The organism is Parapedobacter indicus (genome assembly GCF_900113765.1).
Taxonomy (GTDB): domain Bacteria; phylum Bacteroidota; class Bacteroidia; order Sphingobacteriales; family Sphingobacteriaceae; genus Parapedobacter; species Parapedobacter indicus.
Genome location: NZ_FOQO01000002.1, coordinates 307,260 through 328,135, shown reverse-complemented (window position 1 = coordinate 328,135; position 20,876 = coordinate 307,260). Strand labels below are relative to the sequence as shown.

The 20,876-nt window shown below is 50.5% G+C and carries 11 protein-coding genes; all 11 read left to right on the top strand.

The genetic code is table 11. From position 1 onward, the window contains the following. Positions 1-14 precede the first annotated feature (14 nt). The 11 genes from BMZ56_RS05050 (at position 15) to BMZ56_RS05000 (ending at position 20,786) form a co-directional block, all read left to right on the top strand. Positions 15-2,486 carry a hypothetical protein gene (locus BMZ56_RS05050; RefSeq protein ID WP_090624990.1) on the top strand — a complete coding sequence of 824 codons (2,472 nt, stop codon included), beginning with the start codon at positions 15-17 and terminating at the stop codon, positions 2,484-2,486. Further along, positions 2,479-3,432: a hypothetical protein gene (locus BMZ56_RS05045; RefSeq protein WP_090624986.1), complete on the top strand. Its 954-nt coding sequence runs from the start codon at positions 2,479-2,481 to the stop codon at positions 3,430-3,432. Before BMZ56_RS05050 ends, BMZ56_RS05045 begins: the two co-directional genes overlap by 8 nt. Continuing rightward, a complete protein-coding gene (locus BMZ56_RS05040) occupies positions 3,429-5,222 on the top strand; it encodes an FAD-dependent oxidoreductase (protein ID WP_090624983.1) in 1,794 nt (597 codons plus the stop codon). Before BMZ56_RS05045 ends, BMZ56_RS05040 begins: the two co-directional genes overlap by 4 nt. A 180-nt stretch (positions 5,223-5,402) precedes the next feature. Further along, positions 5,403-5,984 carry an RNA polymerase sigma factor gene (locus BMZ56_RS05035; RefSeq protein WP_090624981.1) on the top strand — a complete coding sequence of 194 codons (582 nt, stop codon included), beginning with the start codon at positions 5,403-5,405 and terminating at the stop codon, positions 5,982-5,984. 102 nt (positions 5,985-6,086) lie between these two features. Continuing rightward, complete coding sequence (locus BMZ56_RS05030; RefSeq protein WP_090624978.1) at positions 6,087-8,306, top strand: beta-galactosidase; 2,220 nt, start codon at positions 6,087-6,089, stop codon at positions 8,304-8,306. Between the two features lie 92 nt (positions 8,307-8,398). Beyond that, positions 8,399-9,586: a FecR family protein gene (locus BMZ56_RS05025; protein WP_090624975.1), complete on the top strand. Its 1,188-nt coding sequence runs from the start codon at positions 8,399-8,401 to the stop codon at positions 9,584-9,586. A gap of 121 nt (positions 9,587-9,707) precedes the next feature. Further along, positions 9,708-13,325: a TonB-dependent receptor gene (locus BMZ56_RS05020; RefSeq protein ID WP_090624972.1), complete on the top strand. Its 3,618-nt coding sequence runs from the start codon at positions 9,708-9,710 to the stop codon at positions 13,323-13,325. A 41-nt stretch (positions 13,326-13,366) separates the two neighbouring features. Further along, positions 13,367-14,941: a RagB/SusD family nutrient uptake outer membrane protein gene (locus tag BMZ56_RS05015; protein WP_090624969.1), complete on the top strand. Its 1,575-nt coding sequence runs from the start codon at positions 13,367-13,369 to the stop codon at positions 14,939-14,941. Between the two features lie 14 nt (positions 14,942-14,955). Further along, positions 14,956-16,290, top strand: a complete 1,335-nt coding sequence (locus tag BMZ56_RS05010; RefSeq protein WP_090624966.1) for a DUF1593 domain-containing protein — start codon at positions 14,956-14,958, stop codon at positions 16,288-16,290. 7 nt (positions 16,291-16,297) lie between these two features. After that, the gene (locus BMZ56_RS05005; protein WP_177195034.1) at positions 16,298-17,893 is read left to right on the top strand and encodes a ChbG/HpnK family deacetylase; all 1,596 of its coding nucleotides are present in this window, start codon (positions 16,298-16,300) and stop codon (positions 17,891-17,893) included. Between the two features lie 85 nt (positions 17,894-17,978). Continuing rightward, complete coding sequence (locus BMZ56_RS05000) at positions 17,979-20,786, top strand: family 78 glycoside hydrolase catalytic domain (RefSeq protein ID WP_245893083.1); 2,808 nt, start codon at positions 17,979-17,981, stop codon at positions 20,784-20,786. Positions 20,787-20,876 lie beyond the last annotated feature (90 nt).

Sequence of the window (20,876 nt, the reverse complement as noted above, 5' to 3'; positions counted from 1 at the left end):
TGATAACGAAGAGGATGATATTACATAGAATTAGCCGTTTACTCGTTGCGGGGCTCCTGCTTCCGGTAGTTGGCTGGGGGCAGCAACCTGCAGGTATTAAATCGGTTAGCGGTATCTATCCGCACTTGGCGATGTATAACAACGAAGGTGAATGCGGCACCGGAGCGGTCGTACCCTGGGCGGGCAGGTTGTGGGCGATTACCTATGGTCCGCACCTACCCCACGGCTCATCGGATAAATTGTATGAAATCACGCCCGACCTCAAACGGGTTGTCCGTGAGGAAAGCATCGGCGGCACGCCGGCAAACCGGATGATTCACCCCGAAAGCAACCAACTGTTCATCGGTCCATACGCCATTGATGCGGCCGGAAATGTCCGTGTGATCCCTTATAGCGATATGCCCGGTCGGCATACGGGCAATGCGAGGCACCTAACCGACCCTGCCAACCGTATTTACTACGGCACCATGGAAGAAGGATTTTACGACGTCGATGTACATACGCTCAAGCCCACCTGGATCGCCTCGGATGAGAACCTCAAAGATGCAGATACGCGTGGCGTGCCGCGCGCAGAGCTTGTCGGTTGGCATGGCAAAGGGATGTATTCCGGTCAAGGAGTGGTCGTGTATAGCAACAACGGCGAACGGGGAAAACGGGCGCAGGAGGAATTTGATGCACCGTCGGGCGGGTTAAGCGAATGGGATGGTAAATCCTGGAAACTGATCCGCCGGATGCAATTTACCGAAGTTACCGGGCCGGGTGGCATTCGGGGGAATCAACATCCCGAGTCGGACCCCATCTGGACCATCGGATGGGATCACCGGTCGTTGGTGTTGGGAGTGCGCGATCATGAATCGTGGCATTTTTACCGATTACCCAAAGCCAGTCACAGTTACGATGGCGCCCACGGATGGAATACGGAGTGGCCTAGGATACGGAATATAGGGACAGCGTCGGAACCCGATTACCTCATGACCATGCACGGCATGTTTTGGAGGTTCCCAGGTGCATTCAGTTCTGTCAGCAGTGCAGGCATCCGGCCACGGTCGGCTTACCTGAAGGTGGTTGGCGATTTTACCCGTTGGGGGGGTGGTTTAGTCTTCGGGTGCGACGACTCGGCACAGCGGGAGTTCCTCAACAAACGGAAAGCAAAAGGAGATATTGAGGGGCCGGGGCAATCCAATTCCAATTTATGGTTCACTTCATACACACTGCCCGATGAATTGGGACCCACAACTGCTGAAGGGGCTATTTGGATGGCGGAAGAGGTAACACCCGATACACCATCTGAACCGTTTCTTTTTGCGGGATGGGCCAAACGCATGGCCTGGATACAGAATGAGAGCGACAACAATGTGAAGGTAACGTTTGAGGTGGACACCAAAGGTGCCGGAAAGTGGACCACACTCCATACGATAAACGTGCCGGCAAAAAGTGGTATTTCCCATCTGTTCTCGGGTCGCGATCAAGGAGAGTGGATTCGTGCACGGGTGGACGTACCTGCAAAGCTATCGATCCAATTCAGTTATACTGCTATGGAGGATCGGGATAACAATCCAGATGGCATCTTTACGGGGCTGCGCTCCATCTCCCAATCCGCGTACACCGGCGGATTGCTGTATGGGCTGGGAAATGATCGTCGTGCATTGGGACTGGCGGCAACGACCGTGACCGAGGGGACATCGCGTCCTACAGGTTACTACGAACTGGATGAACACTTGAAATTGGTGAAGAAAACAGACGACACGACGGAATCTTTCATCCGCGAACGCTTTGCCATTCCGAAACAAGTGGTAACGATTGATGAAGCTTCGGTATTAGTGGTTGATGACAAAGGACGGCGCTGGAGACTACCTTTTGGTCCCGCATCCTATTCGGCTGCTACCAACGCGGGTGAACTACGGATCTGCCGCGAAGTGGCAACCGAGCGCGACTTGTTTTCGTGCCACGGTACTTTTTACGAACTTCCTGCAGAAAATGCAGATGGGTACGCGAAAATCAGACCGGTTGCTTCTCATCCCTACGGCATCCAGGATTACGCTTCTTACCGGGGCATGCTCGTCATGACGGGCATTAACCCCGAACGCATAAAGGCGCGTAGCAGTGAGCACATCGTTGTAGCCAATGACGGCAAAGCTGCCGTTTGGGTAGGGGCAATCGATGATTTGTGGAAACTTGGAAAGCCCACTGGACACGGCGGTCCTTGGAATCGTACCCAAATTAGGGCAAATGTACCTTCGGACCCTTATTTAATCGCGTTTTACGACAAACGTAACCTGCATCTTTTGCATGATTCCGAAAAAGAAGTTACTTTTACCCTGCAGGCCGACCCTACGGGGCAAGGCATGTGGGTAGATTATAAGCACTGGAACGTGGCTCCCGGACAAAACGTGGATTACGTATTTCCGGAGGCTTTCCAAGCCCGGTGGATCCGCTTGGTTAGCAATACGGACTGCCAGGCTACGGCGATATTAAATTATGAATAAAGCATTACTGGTTTGTTGGTTGATCGGGGCCGCCTATGCGGCTGAGGCACGGGAGGCGTCTTTTTATGCAGACTCGGTAGCCCGTACCGTCGATGAATACAACGGCGTCAGTTATACCGTACAGTTGCAGAAAGACAGCGCTGGGAATCCGGCATACTACCACGCATATGTCTTTACACCGGTTTGCGAGGACGACCTCTGCAAGCCGGTGTATATCGACCTATACTGGGATCTGCTGGGCAATTACCTGCGTTATGAAGTGCCGTTGAACCAACCATTAACCAAGTTGGACCACGTAGTGTTTACACCGGAAGAATACGGAAGGCTTCATGACATGCTGCTGGACGCCGAGTCGCTGCTCAAAGAGTATGAAATTGAAGAACTCGTTGAATCGACTACGAATGCCCGTCCAGGGGGAGACGTGGACGCCGTGACTGGAGCGACGGCCAAATCCCTGCAGGCTGTCGTCATCCCGGGTGCCCTTTATACGTGCTATACACTCTGGCACATCGTTCACGGCCGCGTGCGGGATACGATTGCCTCGGTTACCGATTCATTGGCCTCACCGGCGCTGCTATCGCATTTCCTGCGTAGCGGCAACTACCGTTACCAGCATTATGCGCTAGACCGACTAATGGACGAACAGGGTAAGGTAGCATCCGAATTTGAACAGGATGTAGTCAACCTGATCGGCAGCCCAAATGTTTTTTTGGCGCAACGGGTATTGAAAGCGATCGATTCCGGTTACCTGCAAAGTGCCGAGCGCCAACGGTGGCTGGGCCAATTGTTTATCGGTGCCAATTACCGGCTTCAGCTCGCGCTGCTTGCGAAAATGGGAGAGATACCCTTAAAAAGGGAACTGAAAAATACCCTGGAAATGCATAGGCGCGACTTTAATGAAGAGATAGCTACTAAAATTGAACAGTTACTAACTAAAAGATCATGAACAAACGGTTAAGAAAATACGTTGCTTCCCTGTCCTTGTTACTCGGCTTATTCCATCTTGGTTTGGCACAGAGTCAGGTACTGATAGAGGCAGAGTCGTTCGACGAGACAGGGGGTTGGGTAGTCGATCAGCAGTCATTTCCGGTGATTCATTCTTCTTACCTGATGGCACATGGAATGGGACGCCCCGTGGCGGACGCGGTGACCCATGTGCGTTTTGCAGAAAAAGGCACATACCACTTTTGGGTACGCACGAAAGACTGGGCACCTTTTCCCAAGGGACCGGGGAAGTTTGAGGTGTGGATTGATGGCAAGCCGGTAGGCGGAGTATTCGGCGAAAGCGGAAAGGTCGATTGGATGTGGTACAACGGGGGGAAAGTTACGATCGACCGGGATAGCGTCGAAATCCGGTTGAAAGATTTGACAGGTTTTAACGGCCGCTGCGATGCGCTGCTGTTTACGCGGTCGGCGGCGGAACCTCCGCAGGATTCGGTCGGTATGGCCTCTCTCCGGAAAGAATTGCTTAACCTGGATGATACACGTAAAGAGGCCGGACACTTTGACCTGGTTGTGGTGGGCGGTGGTATTGCAGGTACCTGTGCAGCGATTTCTGCGGCACGCCTTGGGCTGACGGTTGCGCTGATCCAGGATCGCCCGGTATTGGGAGGAAATAACAGCTCCGAAGTGCGGGTGCACCTGATGGGCGATGTGGATAAAAATCACTATCCGAAGCTGGGACGCATTGTCAGGGAATTGGATAACGGCGACCCCGGGAACGGTAATCCGGACGCAAAAGAGTATGGCGATAAGCGGAAGACCGATATCATCAAGTACGAAAAAAATATCAGCCTGTTCCTCAATACGCACGTGTATCAGGTGGAAATGAACGGCGACCGCATTGCGGCGGTAATTGGAAGGGATATACGGACCAATCAGGAAACCCGTTTTACGGGAACTTATTTTTCGGACTGCACGGGCGACGGAACGATAGGGTTCCTGGCCGGTGCCGATTACCGCATGGGCAGGGAAAGCCGCGCAGAAACGGGCGAATCGTTTGCTCCCGAAAAATCGGATAATTTTACGCTCGGAACGTCCAATCTTTGGGCCTCGCTGCCCGTGGACTCGGTAACGGCATTCCCTGAAACTCCATGGGCACTTCCGTTTTCGGATGAATACCACATCGATGAGACGAAGTCAGACTGGCAATGGGAAACAGGTTTCGGCAACATGAATACGATTACGGAGGCAGAGAAAATCCGAGACCATAACCTGCGGGCGGTATACGGCAACTGGTCGTACCTGAAAAATAATAAACCCGAGAAATATGGAAAAAGGGAACTGGCGTGGGTGGCATACATCGGTGGTAAACGGGAATCTAGGCGTCTGATGGGCGACCACGTCCTTAACCAAATGGATGTGCAGGAAGGCAAGATGTACCCCGATGCTACGGTAACCGCGACGTGGACAATCGACCTGCATTTCCCGCAAGAGAAGAACAGCCTGTATTTCCCGGGTGAAGAATTTTTCGCCGGTACGAAGCATATCCGCGTAGCACCCTATACCATTCCGTATCGGTGCCTTTACAGTCGCAATGTGCCGAACCTGTTTATGGCCGGCCGCAACATCAGTACCACACACGTTGCCTTCGGAAGTACACGGGTGATGCGTACCTGTGGAATGATGGGTGAAGTGGTTGGTATGGCGGCATCCATTGCGCACAAGCACGAAACCAGTCCACGGGGAGTGTACGAGCAACACCTGGATGAATTGATCGGAATGATTAAAGACTAAGCGAACTTCGTTCGCACCGGCGCATCGCAACTGGCGGTGCGCTGTTTTTCAATCGGCTCGGTAAACAAATATTTTGTAATTAATTGTTACATTTGCTCTGCCGATTTTTATTTTCTGCTGTTGAACGACAGGTTTCGTTGCGGTAAAGAAGAATGGAAGTGGGCTAACCAATTGATTTGAATGACAGTTAAGCACCTTCCCGAACCTGATTTTTGCCGACGACTGTTGGATGGGGATGAGCTTGCTTTCCGTGAGTTATTTGATCGCTTTCATGGAAAGATTTATCAATTTGCTTTTAACTTCCTGAAAAATAAAGAGCAGAGTGAGGAAATTGTACAGCATACATTTCTTAATTTTTGGCTTAATAGATCTAAGTTAGATCCGGACCGACCAATTGCCCCTTATCTTTTTACAATTGCCCGCCGGACGCTGACCGATGCGTGGCGCAAAGCAGCGGCTTCATCACGTTTCAGGGAATACATTCAGCAACGCACGGAATTGGTTACCAACGAAACAGAGGAGCGCATCCTGTCGGATGATTTAGCGAATATTACTCGAGACGCGTTGGATAAACTTAGTGAGCAACAGCATCAGGTGTTCACGTTGAGTCGGCAAGAAGGATTGTCCTATGAAGAAATTGCCGAACGGCTTCACATTTCAAAGCATACCGTCAAATACCATTTAATCAACGCGCTGAAAATCATAAAGGCCCATTTCCATAAACACGATATTATCTTTTTTTTACTTTTATTATTCAGGTAAAGAGATAAATTTTCAGGGGTTGCCTACCCGTATCCGTTTCCGATTCGTACTACTATCAAAAAGGCTCAATGGAATGAACCGTTGAGGTCAGTACAAAATATAATGAAACAGAAACGGTGGCTTTTTATTTTCTCTTTCAGTTTATTGGTTACACAGGTACTCGCGCAACAGCCGGATGCAAATCGGCTGCGCTGGTTTCCATTTACGCCCGCCAACACCGTTGAGTCCGGCGTAATCGGAATGCAATCTTGGCTGGATGCCCCGGCCGGACGACACGGGTTTGTGCAGATGGAAGGCGATAAACTTGTTTTTGAAGATGGAAAAACGGTCAAGTTTTGGGGGACTAACATCTGTAGCCAGCTCCCATTCATCGATGGAGAACGCGTTGACAGTTTTGTAAATTTCGTTGCCAAATATGGAGTGAATGCGGTAAGGTTCCATAAATTTTCATGGTATGCTTACCACAATAATAGATCTACTGAGCTTGACCCGAAAAAATTCAAGCGGTTCGACTATTTTCAGGCCCAGCTACGCAGTAAAGGCATTTATTACGGCTGGTCACATATATATGGACATCGGGTGTTATCCCAGGACAGTTCACGTTTACTTGCCTATTCCGAAATTAAAAACCTAACCTATCCATGGTCGCATCTGAATGGGTCGACATCAAGTTTAGTTAATTTTGCTCCTGATTTGCAGCAATTGAGTATTGATCTTACGGTGAACATGCTTAACCATGTGAATCCCTACACGGGGTTGCGATATGCGGACGATCCCGCCTTGGCATTCATCGAATTTCAGAACGAAGATAATATCTTTTGGAGCGCCATCGGACAATCGTTGAAACAGGCGCCTACCTATCGGAAGTTGCTTTGCTCCCAATTCTCACAATGGTTGAAAAATAAGTATGGCAGTCAAGAGAAGTTCGAAACGGCATGGGGTAAGGATCATATTCCGGCAGAGGAAACACTTCAGCATAGGAATATTTTCCCCGACCCTAACCACAATTTGTTCAGTGTCGAATACGAAACCGCGATGAAAGAGGGGAGGCAGATGGCTACACACGTGCTTGATAAAATGCGGTTTCTCTATGAGAAGCAGGTGGAGTTTTACAAAAAGTTTGAAGCGGCCGTACGTGCTACGGGATACAAAGGCGTGCTGGTGGGATCGTGCTGGCAGGCCGGATCCGGGATCTCGCACGTATATAACCTGCATGCTGACTATCAAGTTGGCATGATCGATCGGCATAACTACTTTGGCGGAGGTGCAGGAGGCCACCGTATCCAGGAAGGGGAAGTGAAAAATGTGTCACAGCTTTCCCAGCCGGTGTCCGGCCTGCTAAGTGCTGGATTACAAGACGTCATCAACCGGCCATTTTCGTTTTCCGAATGGATGAGCTTGGTACCTAACGAATGGACTGCGGAGGCAGCGCCGCTTATCGCAATCTACGGAATGGGACTGCAGGGTTGGGATGCATCGTTTTCGTTCGCTACGGATATGCCCCGGTTTTCAACGGTTCTACAGTCAGAGGCACACGGCGTATATAATGCTACCAGCCCCCTGCATATGGGATTGTACCCGGCGCTTGCGCGTATGGTTTATCGCGGTGATGTCAGGGAAGGGCCGGTGATGGCTACCCGCAAGGTACATGTCCCTTCAATGGCGGAAGGGAAGTTAGGTTTTACCGAATGGGTGGAACAGGGGTACGACGATAAGCGTTTTTCGGGTACTATCCCTCCTGAAATGCTTGCCATCGGGCGTTTTCCGATTCAGTTTGCAAACGAGTTTTCAACTACTGAGCCGATCGATATGTCGGATTACTGGCACAGGAATTCACAAGCTATCACCTCGGCCACCGGAGAACTGCAGTGGAATTACGGTACCAAGAAATACGTTACCATAAATACGAGCGGTACGAAAGGTGTTGTCGGTTTTGCAAAGAACGAATCCGTAACCTTGGATGATTGGCAGGTACGCACGGAAAACCCCTTTGCAATCGTGTTGATTACCGATGTTTCTCACCAAGGAAACCTGCAACGGACCGATAGTATATTGGTTACAACCGTGGCGCGGGCCCGCAATACCGGCATGGAATATACGTATGCCAATGACTCGACGGCATTGAAGTCGATTGGCGAAGCGCAGCTGCTTTTGGAGCCGGTAAAAGCGACGATAACTGCCAACCAGAAAAAAGATTTCGAGGTAATCGTACTCGACCATGATGGGCGGCCAACTTCATCGAAAGTTCCCGTTAAGGAAGGACAGTTCCAACTCGATGGTGAAAAATATCAAACCATGTACTACCTGGTAGTCCGTAAATAAAAATAATTTTTGACTACCCGCACACATAGGTTGAGCGTATTACCTATATAAAGCGGACTGCAGCGCGCTTGAGCGATTTTTTGAAAAGACTAATGGAGAAAGACAGGTTACAGAAACTGGTTGTGAAATATACGTCAGGACACATCGATACTTCTGAGCTGACAGAGTTGTTTGAATACGTGGTTGCCAACGGCGATAGTCCTGACATGCAGTCTTTGTTGTCGGAACTGTTGGAAACGACCGTTGCGGACGATCGCTTGCGACTGGACGCCGACTCGTTGTACCAACGTATCACCCATGCATACGAGGCAGCTCATCGGCGGAAGTCACTCCATCGGCTTCAATGGTGGTATGGCGCTGCTGCGGTTTTATTGGTTGCGGCCGGTGTATGGATTTTCGGCAGCAACATGCTGTCTGACGGCGATACTTCCGACGCGATGGAAATCCGGACGGTAACAACGGCACCGACGGACAAACCGTTGCTTCGTTTGGCAGATGGGCGAACAATTTACCTAGACAGCGTGATTAATGGTGTATTGGCGTCTGAAGACGGCATGCAGATCAGCTTTCACAACGATGCAATTTATTATACCGATACATCAACTGCCCCTAGCAGCCAACGATTGGAGAATACAATTGTTACCCCCAAGGGACGGCAATATCAGGTGGTATTGCCAGACGGAAGTAGGTTGTGGCTCAATGCGGCTTCGACGGTAACCTATCCGGTCCGTTTCAATCGCGATCAACGGGAAATCACCATTAGGGGGGAAGTTTATTTGGAAGTTGAGCGTGCGGCAGATTGGCCCTTTGTGGTGCATACGGAAACGCAACGAATTGAAGTGTTGGGAACCAAATTTAACGTGTCTGCCTATCCCGACGATCTAACGACCCTAACAACATTGGTCGAAGGCCGGGTGAAGGTGTCAATGACGGGCACCGTAAACGCAAATTCCCAAAACAGTTTGGTATTGAAGCCGGGTCAGCAGGTAGTCAGTTCCGAAAACGATGCGCTCCTTCGAATGAACCGGGTTGATCCGGAAGAAATCATATCATGGAAAGACAACCTCTTTGTTTTTTCAAATGAAGAGATCAGCGATGTAATGAAAAAAGTAAGCCGTTGGTACGACGTAGAGGTAGAATATAAGGACGGTATGGCCGGAAAGCGGATCGGCGGTGATATTCCCCGATTCGATCGGGTGGAGGAATTGATGGAAGCGCTGGAGTACACGGGACTTTTGCGCTATGAACAGAAAGGAGGTGTGATCGTTATTATGAAATAACCTTACGAGCTTGTTAATGATGGCGACAAGTGTTCCAGCACCTGCCGCCATGAAGTGCCCGACGTGGTCGGCGCTCGACGTTCAATAATCGTTTTCCAATAAATTATTAAACCTAGTACAAATGTATAAAAAATTTGCAGCTAACCAGCGTATGGGTGGGCTATGCCCGATACGCATTAAACCCTTGCTCATGCGATTGTTTACAGTTGTTCTTACTATCTGCATGCACATCAGCGTTTTCGCGTTTGGTCAAAAAGTATCCATCAGTCGAAAGGATGTATCGTTGTCGACAGTCATTAAGGAAATCAAACGGCAAAGTGGATATAATTTTCTATATGATGCGGGAGCATTGTTCAATACGCCGAAGATCAGTGTAGAAGCGAAGAATGCGGAAGTGGCAGAAGTCCTTGATCAATGTCTTGACGGGCTCGCCCTTAACTACTTTATTCGTGACAAGTACGTTGTCATCTCAAAAAAGGTGCTGACCATAGAAAGCCAGTCCGTTTTGCAACAACGTATCGTAACCGGTCGTGTAGTTGACGAAAAACGCGAACCGCTTGAAGGAGTAACCGTCCGAGTGGCGCAATCGGCGGCTGTTACAACGACGGATGCGCGTGGCGATTTTCGACTTCAGATCCCGTCATCTCAGGTTACCCTTGCGTTTTCACTGTTGGGATTTCAACCTCAGGAAGTTTCGGTTGGGGCCGATCAACAATTGCTTAATATCGTGATGGTTCCAACTATCAGTAATCTGGACGAAGTTGTGGTAGTCGGTTTCGGGGAACGACGGAAGGGAGATTTGACCGGTTCCATTTCCACGGTAACGGCAGCCGATATCGGTAGGATACCCCAGGCATCGCCTCAGTTTGCGCTTCAGGGACATACGACGGGTGTACGGGTGGCTCCGGTGAGTGGTAACCCGAATGAAGCCCCTCAAATTTTTGTTCGTGGCGTAGGTACGTGGAACGGTACGTCGCAACCGCTGTATGTGGTCGATGGGCAGATCTTTGAACCACCCAGAGATGTAAATGAAGACGTGATCAGCTCTGGATCGCTCCGTACACCACCGAATATTTTCAATCTGATCAATGCAAATGATATTGAATCGATTTCGGTGCTTAAAGATGCATCCGCGGCAGCTATCTACGGAAGTAGAGCGGCCAATGGCGTAGTGCTGATTACCACGAAGCGGGGGAAGTCGGAACGGCCAGTTATTGAATTCGACGCCAATATGGCTGTTCAGAATACGCCGAAGTTGAATATGCTCAATACCGATCAGTATGTTAGTTTAGTAAGCGAAATGTACGAAAACAGCCTGAATCCGGACGTCAGTATTGAAAGAAACCTGTATGGTCGAGAGGAGGCGCAGGAATTTGTGAAGCTGACTTCGTATAATCCCCAGTTTGATCCGCAAAGTCCCTATTATATTTCGGATCGGACCACCTATAACTGGCAGGACGAGTTGGTGGAAAAAAATGCATTGAATCAGAATTATTCGCTGCGGGTATCCGGCGCTACGTCACGGGTAGACTACTACGTTTCGGGGGGATACTTTGATCAGTATGGAGGCATCAATCAAAATCATTTGAAACGGTATACAGGGGCTATCAACCTGAATGTTAAAGCAACGGACTGGGCAAAAGTGGGCGTGAATTATAAATACACCAATCAGACGTCTACCAACTATGGCGGCGATCTGGAAGCTTTGGCTTATGCACCGCCATGGCAACCGATCTACAATCCGAATCATCCAACCGGATTTGAGACGGTAATTGATCCGTATTTATTAGGCGATACATGGCAGGGGCTGAAAAAATATGGGCAGGGAACGATCCAGAATTACGCGGCTCTGGCGGAGTTTAATACCCCGTATTTCGATTTGAGTCGGAATTTTGGGCAGTTCTTCGTGGAGTTAACACCCTTGAAGGGTCTTGTCTTACGCGGAAGCTTGAACCTGGACTACACCAAGCAGGACAGGTGGGGTCTGGATCAAATGGTCATTACCAGTTATTTTTCGCCGACCGGTCAGAATCCGCGGACACAATATCCTAACGCTCCGAACAGCGTAGCCCGGTTAGAACACCGGATTAACAACTCCTTCAATTATCAAAGTGATTTCACAGCAAACTATACAAAAACGTTTGTCGAAAAGCACAACCTGAATGTGGTCGTAGGCGTACAGGACCAACGTCATCGTCGGGAAACGGTGAACCTAAACACCGATAACCTTAGTAATCTCCCAGAAAATCCCAGATACACGGGATGGGGTGGCGATTTGGCGAATAACAACTCTTTTTACAGTTGGAACCATCGTTTCTGGTTCGGTATGGTGGGAAGGGCGAGTTATAACTATGACTCGAAATATTACCTGGATGCATCCATGCGTAGAGACGCTAGTAATGGGTTTGCCCGCGAGTTTAGATGGGGGAACTTTTACGCCTTTGCGGGCGCGTGGCGGATCAGCAGTGAGCCATTTTTCGATGTTGAATTTGTTAATGATCTGAAGCTGCACGGTGGCTGGGGTGAAGCAGGAAACGACGAAGCGGCAGTGGGTAGATACGCGTTCCTTTCGCGGGTGAATACGGGCTTGACCACATACCGCTGGGGATCCGGGAATGGGGATCCGATAGGCGTACTAAACAATGGAGCGACCGTCGCCGATTTCCCGAATCCATCGCTGTCATGGGAAGTAGCTAAGACGCTCAATATCGGTGTAGATGCGACGCTGTTCAGAAACCGATTAAGCGTGAGTGCGGAGTGGTACAGAAGAATTACCAGCGGTATCCTTCAAACCGTTTCCCTGCCATTTTCCGTCGGTACAAGCAATCCGTTATTTAACATCGGCGAGCTGGAAAATAAAGGCGTTGATCTCATGATCGGATTCAAAGATAGAGCGGGTGCATTCAATTATGGCGTCTCCGGTAACATCAGTTTCGTCACGAATAAGGTAACCAAACTGTACAATGACCAGCCCTTATTGATTGCCGGTCTTCACAGAAGACATGCAGACAATGTGGTGCGCATTGAAGAGGGAAGGTCTATCGGAACAATTTGGGGTTACAAGACGGGCGGAATCTTCCAATCGCGTGAAGAAATTGAGGCATATTATGCAGCTAACCCCGATAATAACGTAACCAATACCGATCTCGTTGCTCCAGGAGATATGTATTTTCTGGATGTGCAGGGTAACCCCACCGACGAGGAGCCTTTTTATAGCAAAACACCGGATGGCCAGATAAACGACTTTGATCGCACGGAAATCGGAAATGTGCTGCCGGGGTATACGTATGGATTGAACCTGAATGTAGGATGGAAGGGTTTCGACTTAGTGGCAAATTTCTACGGCGAAGGGGACGTGGATCGGGTAAATTCGACAAGACGCCGTTTCGAGAGCATGGTCGGTGTGCACAACCACCTGACAACGACACTTGATCGGTGGACACCCTCCCATACGAATACCAGTGTTCCCAGGGCAGTGGTAGGCGATCCGGCAGGAAACAACCGCATCTCCGACAGATGGGTTGAGGATGCTTCCTTCTTCCGGTTAAACACGTGGCAATTGGGATATTCCCTCCAGAATTCAGCATTAGCGAGTCTCAAAAATACCGTTAGCTCGTTGCGGATTTATATTGGTGGGAATAATAATATCTACCTTCACAGGTGGAGTACGGTGGATCCCGTGAATGACCAGTTTCCGTTGCCGAAGACATTTACGGTAGGACTGAATGCGAGATTTTAATCAGTGGTAGTTCATGTGTTAGATACATAAAATTGACTGTAATGAAAAAATATGTTTTTCTGATTTTGTGCTCAATTGGAAGCATCCTGAGCAGCTGTGATCCCTCCTTGGTTGATCAGGCTCCGTTTTCTCCGACCGAGTTGAGCTATTTTTCTTCCGTCAGGGATTTTCGTGGACCGTTGGTAGCGGTGTATGCGACCATTTACGACGATTACCATTTTTCTGCAGTGGGATACAACGGCTGGATTTCTGGTATCTGGCTGCTTCCGGGAGATGACTTAACCGAAAGCCGGGGCGCGAACACGTTCTTTGAGCTTTTCGACGGGTCGCTTAACCCAAATAATTCCCGGTTGCAGTTTGCTTTCAGCTCGGCTTACAAAGGAATTGCGAGAGCGAATGTGGTGATAGACAGAGTTAATAATGTCGACTACTCTGGATTTGATGGGGCTGAAGAAATCGCGATGATGGAAGGTGAGGCGTTGTTTTTCCGAGCTTATCAATACTTTAAGTTGTTTAACATTTTCGGATCTGTTCCTCTGGTAACGAAGCGGTTACAAACTGGAGAGACCAATACGCCTAAAAGTGAATCTTTGGACGTGCTGACCCAAGCAATCACAGACTTGCAAAATGCACTCCCGAAAGTTCCCGAAAATTGGTCGGTGGAAAATAGGGGAAGGATTACTAAAAACGCTGTACGCGGGTTGTTAGCAAAAGCATTGGTCTTCCGGGGTAACTACAGCAACAGCACAGCTGACTATCAAGAAGCGCTCACGGCCGCTAATGCGGTCACGGCCTCGCTGGTGCCTGATTTTCTTCACAATTTTATGGCAACCACCGAAAACAACGATGAATCGTTGTATGAACTTCAGGCGGCCATGCCGAGCAGTGGTAACAACAACCTGAACCTTGCACACGACGGCGCTTGGCGCGGCGTGGAAAATATGAGTGTGTTCAGGGGACATTCCATGGAAGTTCGGGGTGCGGGGGATTTTAACGATGCTACCAATACCAAATACCTGATCACGGAGAAACTCTTAAATGCATACGGTACGGATCCCCGGATTAGTGTGTTCTTGAATCCGTCGGACGGGTTGTCAGGCCGAATTTTCCAAAAGTATAACAAACCGGATGGATCGAACGACCTAAGGGGCGGATCCGGAGGATCGGCTAACAACGAGCGCATTCTTCGATACGCCGATGTTAAGCTGCTGGCTGCCGAGGCGGCATTGAAAACGGGTGACCCAAGCGCGGCAATCGGTCATATCAACGACGTCCGTGCCCGTGCGCGAGCGTGGGCTCAAGCTGCCGGATTTGGTGACGGGAGTATGCCCGCGGCCTATCCCACCAGCGAAACCAGTACAGGTACGATCATGCAGTGGATCATGGACGAGCGGCTAGTTGAGCTCGCAGGTGAAGGCCACCGTTGGTGGGACCTGAAGCGGTGGCATGTGGCCGGCGATATCAGTTTGGCAGGTTGGACAGGTGATATCAGCGGCTTCAGCACCTACCTTTCCTCGCCCGTACAATTTGATGTGAACAAGCATTTGTTGTTCCCGCTGCCTCAAGCCGAAATCGAACGGAATAGTGCCATTACGGAAAATAACCCGGGCTATTAATAGATGGGCTGTTTATGAGAGGGTGGTTTTTATGGGTATTCGCTTTGGGCGTGTGTGTCTCACACGCCCAAGAGCGGCCCAGTGTGCTGGTGTTGACGGATATCGGTGGCGATCCGGACGACCAGCAAAGTTTAGTGCGGCTGCTCTTGTATTCCGATGTGTTAAATATTACCGGTATTGTTGCTACAAGTACCATGGGGCATGGGTTGAAGACCCATCCAAATATCGTACAAGAAGCCATCTCCCGGTATGAACAGGTATATCCCGCGCTCCAGTTCTATGCACCTAGTTACCCGGAACCGGGGTTTTTGCACAGCATTGTCAAGTCCGGATTGCCGGATTACCAATCCGTTGGCCGGGGATGGGAGTCCGAAGGCGCAAACCATATTAACGAAATCGTAAGGCACGCCAATACACCGGTTTATGTCGTTGTCTGGGGTGGTCACCGCGAGTTGGCGCAGGCGCTATGGGAAGCCAGAGAAAGCAGTTCTGCCGATGAATTTCGCCTTTTTTGCTCGAAAATCCGTGTATACGGAATCGGCGATCAAGATGGGCATAGGGATTCGATTCTCCGTGCGTATCCCGATCTGCTGTACGTGGCCAGTGGCTATTACTTCCCGGGTAAGTCGGGCGAGCCGATGACATCGGTGTTCCGCGGCATGTATCAAACCGGTCAGACAGACTGTCCGGACAGGGATTGGGTGCGCACACACGTTCACGGACACGGGGCACTTGCCGATTTTTATCCACTGGATGGACATGGTACGGCCGGTATGAAGGAAGGCGACACGCCGTCGTTCCTGGCACTGATTCCCAACGGACTTAACGTTGCAGATAGGCCGGAATGGGGCGGATGGGGCGGTAGGTTCCGTAAGCTCCGTAACCAGTTGTTCATTGATGCACCCGACTTTCTTGACGGTACGCTTAATGAGCGCCATACGGTATCCAGGTGGCGATCCGCATTTCAATCGGATTTCATGGCCCGGCTGGACCGTTGTATCCGGCCGACAGGCGGCGCCAACCGGGCGCCGGTAGCGGTACTGAATGGTGAGTCGGGGGTGGGGCCGATAAAAAAAAAGGCGAAACCCGGCGAAGTGATCGAGCTGGTAGCGACGGGATCATTTGATCCAGATGGCGACTCACTAACGTTTCAATGGTTTAACTATTGGGAAGCAGGGACCTGTCCGGGAAGCATACCCGTGGAGCACCATACAGATAACAAAGCATTGTTCAAGGTACCCGAGGATGCAGAAGTCGGCACTGAATTCCACCTCATTCTGGAGGTGCACGACCGGGGACTGCCTTCACTGGTTTCGTACAGAAGGTTGTTACTCGAAGTTACACAATAAGGGAATTATGAAAAAACAGCATCTTTTAATCTTACTTTTTTTGATGGGGTTCGGGGCAATGGCCCAGGAAGCACCCATCAATCTATTGGTTCGGGCTGATGACATGGGCGCTGCCCGATCGGTGAATTTTGCGGCCATCGAATCCTACGAAAAAGGAATTGTCAGATCCGTGGAAGTTATCGTTCCCGGTCCGTGGTTTGAAGAAGCAGCAGTGCTCCTGCGCGACCGTCCCGATTTGGATGTCGGCATTCACCTGACCCTGACCAGCGAATGGTCCGGGATAAAATGGCGTCCAATTACCCACTGTCCGAGCATCACGGATGCCGATGGCTACTTTTTTCCGTTTGTTTGGAAAAACGACAAGTCGCCGGAGTCGCCGTATATCACCGGTGCTTCGTGGGATATCGGAGAAATAGAGCGAGAGCTGCGTGCACAGATCGAGCTTGGCATGAAGCGAATTCCACAGGTGACACACCTCTCGGAACATATGGGATGCTTGGGTTTTTCGGAGGAGGCTAAGCAACTGTTAGATAAACTGGCGGCCGAATATAACCTTTCGGTAGACCTTTCTCGGGTGTCTCGGTTTCCGCGATGGAGTGGAAGTGAAATGACAGCCTCCATGAAAGTTGAAAATTTACGTGCCCAACTCGAGCAACTTCCCGCCGGCGACTATCTGTTGGTGGAACACCCGGCGTATGACGACCTGGAAACGCAGGGCTTGGGGCATGTGGGGTATGAGAACGTTGCGGAAGATCGCACCGGTGTTTTACAGGCGTTTACGGACCCAAAGGTAAAGGATATCATCGCCAAGCGGGGTATCCATCTGAAGTCGTATCGCGATTTCGCAAAGAGATCACAGGCCAATGCGCGCCCGCCGGTGTCGTGGATGAATCCCGGTATTCCGAAAATGGATGGACTTAGCCATCATGTTTTACACAGCAAGGCAATGGGACACGATGTTGGATTTGTTGTCTGGACGCCTACCGCGTATAAAAAAGGGACGGACCAGCGGTTTCCGGTCGTTTATTTTCTGCACGGCATGGGAGGAACTGAAATTTCAGACGCCGCAGGCTTTTCTTCACGGGTAGCGCAGGCGATCGAACGGGGAGACATCCCGCCGGTAATTTGTGTTTTCCCCAACGGAGGACGCAGCGGCTACCGCGGAAATGTAGAACAGATGATCGTGAGCGAACTAATCCCGCACATCGATGCAGAATACCGCACCATTTCGGACGCGGAATCTCGGGCGCTGGTGGGGTTCTCGATGGGGGGCGCCGGGGCGGTTTATTTGGCGACGGTATATCCGGAACGGTTTAAGGTGGCGGCCAGTTTAGGTGGTGGTATCCGATTGGAGAATGGGGAATTGAAAGACCGGGTTGAAACGGCATTGCCTGTATGGAAACAACGCGGCTTCGGCTTTTACCTGGTAAACGGAGATAAAGACCGTCCCGAAGCCTTCCGTGAGTTTGCGAAGATGTTAGCGTCGGCTGGCGTAGACCATCGGGTTCGTCTCTTGGACGATACCGGCCACAACCTGGGGCATTATTTCGACCGTTCCCTGGCGGAACTATTAGTTTTTGTCGGCGGTCACCTCGATTTCTGAATTGCGAAGCCGGATCGTGACGGTGCAGGATGATCCGACAGTTGAAAACCTATATTTTAGTCCTTTCATACCAATCATACGCTTTATGTTGAAACGCAGTCACTTTTTTTCTTTCGTCACAATGGTTACCATTTTCCTGTCTTTCCATGGAACGGCTGCGGGGGCGAGTGTTTTCCCCCAGCGGCTCGTCGTCGAATACCGCGAAAATCCGTTGGGCGTCGACAGTAAAAAGCCACGCTTTGGTTGGATATTGGAAGCAACGGACAAAGGAGGTTTCGGTCAACGGCAAACGGCCTTCCGGATCCTTGTGGCCTCCACAAGCCGTTTGTTGGCTGGCAACAAGGGTGACGTTTGGGATAGTGGGTGGATTTCTTCAGATGAAAGTCAGCATATCGTATATAAAGGAAGGGAACTTATTTCGGATCGGACTTATCACTGGAAAGTGCAAGTGAAAGACGAAAGTGGATCGCTGTCTGCGTGGAGTGACCCCGCGAGGTGGTCAACCGGATGGTTTAGTTCCGATGAATGGAAAGGTAAATGGATTGGCAGTGACGAAATCTACGACCGTTCAGCACGTGAAAATAATATTATGGATCCCTGGTTCAGAAAAACGGTGAACTTGGACCAGCAGCCGAAGAAGGCAACGATTTACGTAGCTTCCGTTGGTTACCATGAACTATACGTCAATGGCGAACGTATCGGAAGCGAAGTATTGGCGCCTGCGGTGAGTGATCATACAAAGCGCGCCCGATACGTGACCTATGAGGTTGCGGATAAGCTTAAACGCGGTGCCAATGTGATCGCCCTTTGGTTGGGTACCTCGTGGTCGATTTTCCCGGGGTATATCCTCAACGAAGACCGACCCTTAACACCGATTGTAACCGCTCAGGTTGCTATATACGGTGAGGAATCACCTGCGGATGATGCCGCGCCCCTAGCCGTGGTGGTTACTGACGACAGCTGGAAAACGCACCCCAGCCCCAACAGACTACTGGGAAAATGGGATTTTCGGAATATGGGGGGCGAGCTGTGGGATGCACGCCGTGAGATACCGGATTGGAATCGGGCATCCGCCGATGAAACCAACTGGAAGGTTGCAACAGAATATCCTACACGGCTTGCTCTTTCAGCACAGTTGGTAGAAGGCAACCGATTGTTTGAACGAATTCGTCCGGTTCGTGTCGAAGCCCGGCCGGATGGCTCATACCGGGTGGATATGGGTGTAAACTTCGCAGGTTGGACTGAAGTGAACGTACGGGGGCAGGAAGGTGACACCATCCGGTTTTCATATTCTGAGCGCGAACAGGACGACATGACATTTAACCTTCATAGTGCCTACGTAATTGGAAAAAAGGGGAAAGGTACCTTCCGGAATCGGTTCAACTATAGCGCTGGTCGTTGGATTATCATTCAAGGATTACGGAAGGCTCCGGATATAAGCGACATCAGTGGTTGGATGGTCAGAACGGACTACGCCAACGCCACTGAATTTGAGTCTTCGGATACGTTGCAGAATTGGATTTACGATCGGGTACGTTGGACGTTTGAAAACCTTTCACTGGGAGGTTTCATCGTGGATTGCCCGCAACGCGAGCGTATGGGGTACGGTGGCGACGCGCACGCCACTAGCGAGACGGGAATGTTCAACTATCAGCTGGGCGCATTTTATACCAAATGGATGCAGGATTGGCGCGATGTGCAGGGCACCGAACCCATGGTTGGCAACATGCTCGATCCGAATCATGCCCGGAAGGCAATGACCAGCGGCCGCATCTTGAACAATGGTATTCTTCCGCATACCGCTCCTACCTATTGGGGTGGCGGCGGTCCGGCTTGGGGCGGGATTGTGGTTACCCTCCCGTGGTTTATGTACCAACACTACGGCGACAAGCAAGTACTGGAAGCTAATTTTCACCTTATTACCGGATGGCTTGATTTTTTGCAATCCCACACAAAAGACGGTTTGTTGCAACGGTTCGGCGGTCAATGGGACTTTCTGGGTGATTGGCTGTGGCCAAACGCAACCGCTGAGGGAATGAACAACGACCAGCCCGAAACGCTATGTCTCAACAATGCGTATTACGTGTTTAACTTGCGGACGGCTGCCAAAATTGCCCGGGTGATGGGCCGAGCAGCCGAAGCACGTCAATGGGAGCAACAGGCAAATGCATCCGCAAAGGCGATTCATGCCCGGTTTTTCAACGCAGGAGACGATAGCTACGCAGATGGTTCCATGGCCAACCTTGCCGCGGCATTACTGGCAGAAATACCTCCCGCCACCTTGCGTGCGCAGGTCATGCAGCGCCTCGAACGGGAAATCCTGCAGGTCCGGAATGGGCATATCCATGCAGGCATTACCGGTGGGGCATTGCTCTTTAAATTGCTTCGTGAAGAGGGAAGAAATGACCTGATTTATCGCATGGTGTCCCAAACCACCTACCCCAGCTGGGGTTATATGAAAGAAAATGGGGCAACCACCATTTGGGAGATGTGGGAAAAGGATCTGCCGGGGCATTCGTTGCTGCATAGCTCCTATCTCTATCCAGGCGCGTGGTACATAGATGGTTTGGCTGGAATCAAACGGGATCCACAGGCGCCGGGCTTCCGTCGGTTTATCATTCGGCCGCCATCGCCAAACGCGACCGATGTAAAATGGGCTAGGGCTGCTTTCGATTCACCCCAGGGTCTCATCAAGTCACATTGGTCGCGGGAAAATGGCGGACTGGCCTTGGAAATTACCGTGCCTCCTAATAGCGTAGCCACATTAGAATTACTTCCCCAAGAACGTCTAGATATCGCGCAGTATGATAACATTACAGCGCTCGAGGAGCAAGAAGGATTTTTACGGTATGAACTCCAACCGGGGCACTATCGGCTAAGGGCCGATCCGTAAATACCACGAGTGCCCAACGGAGCTTGCAGCGGAAAGCAACCTTGGTGCGTCAGTAATGCGAGCGTTTCCGTTGCGTTTCGCATCAAAGTG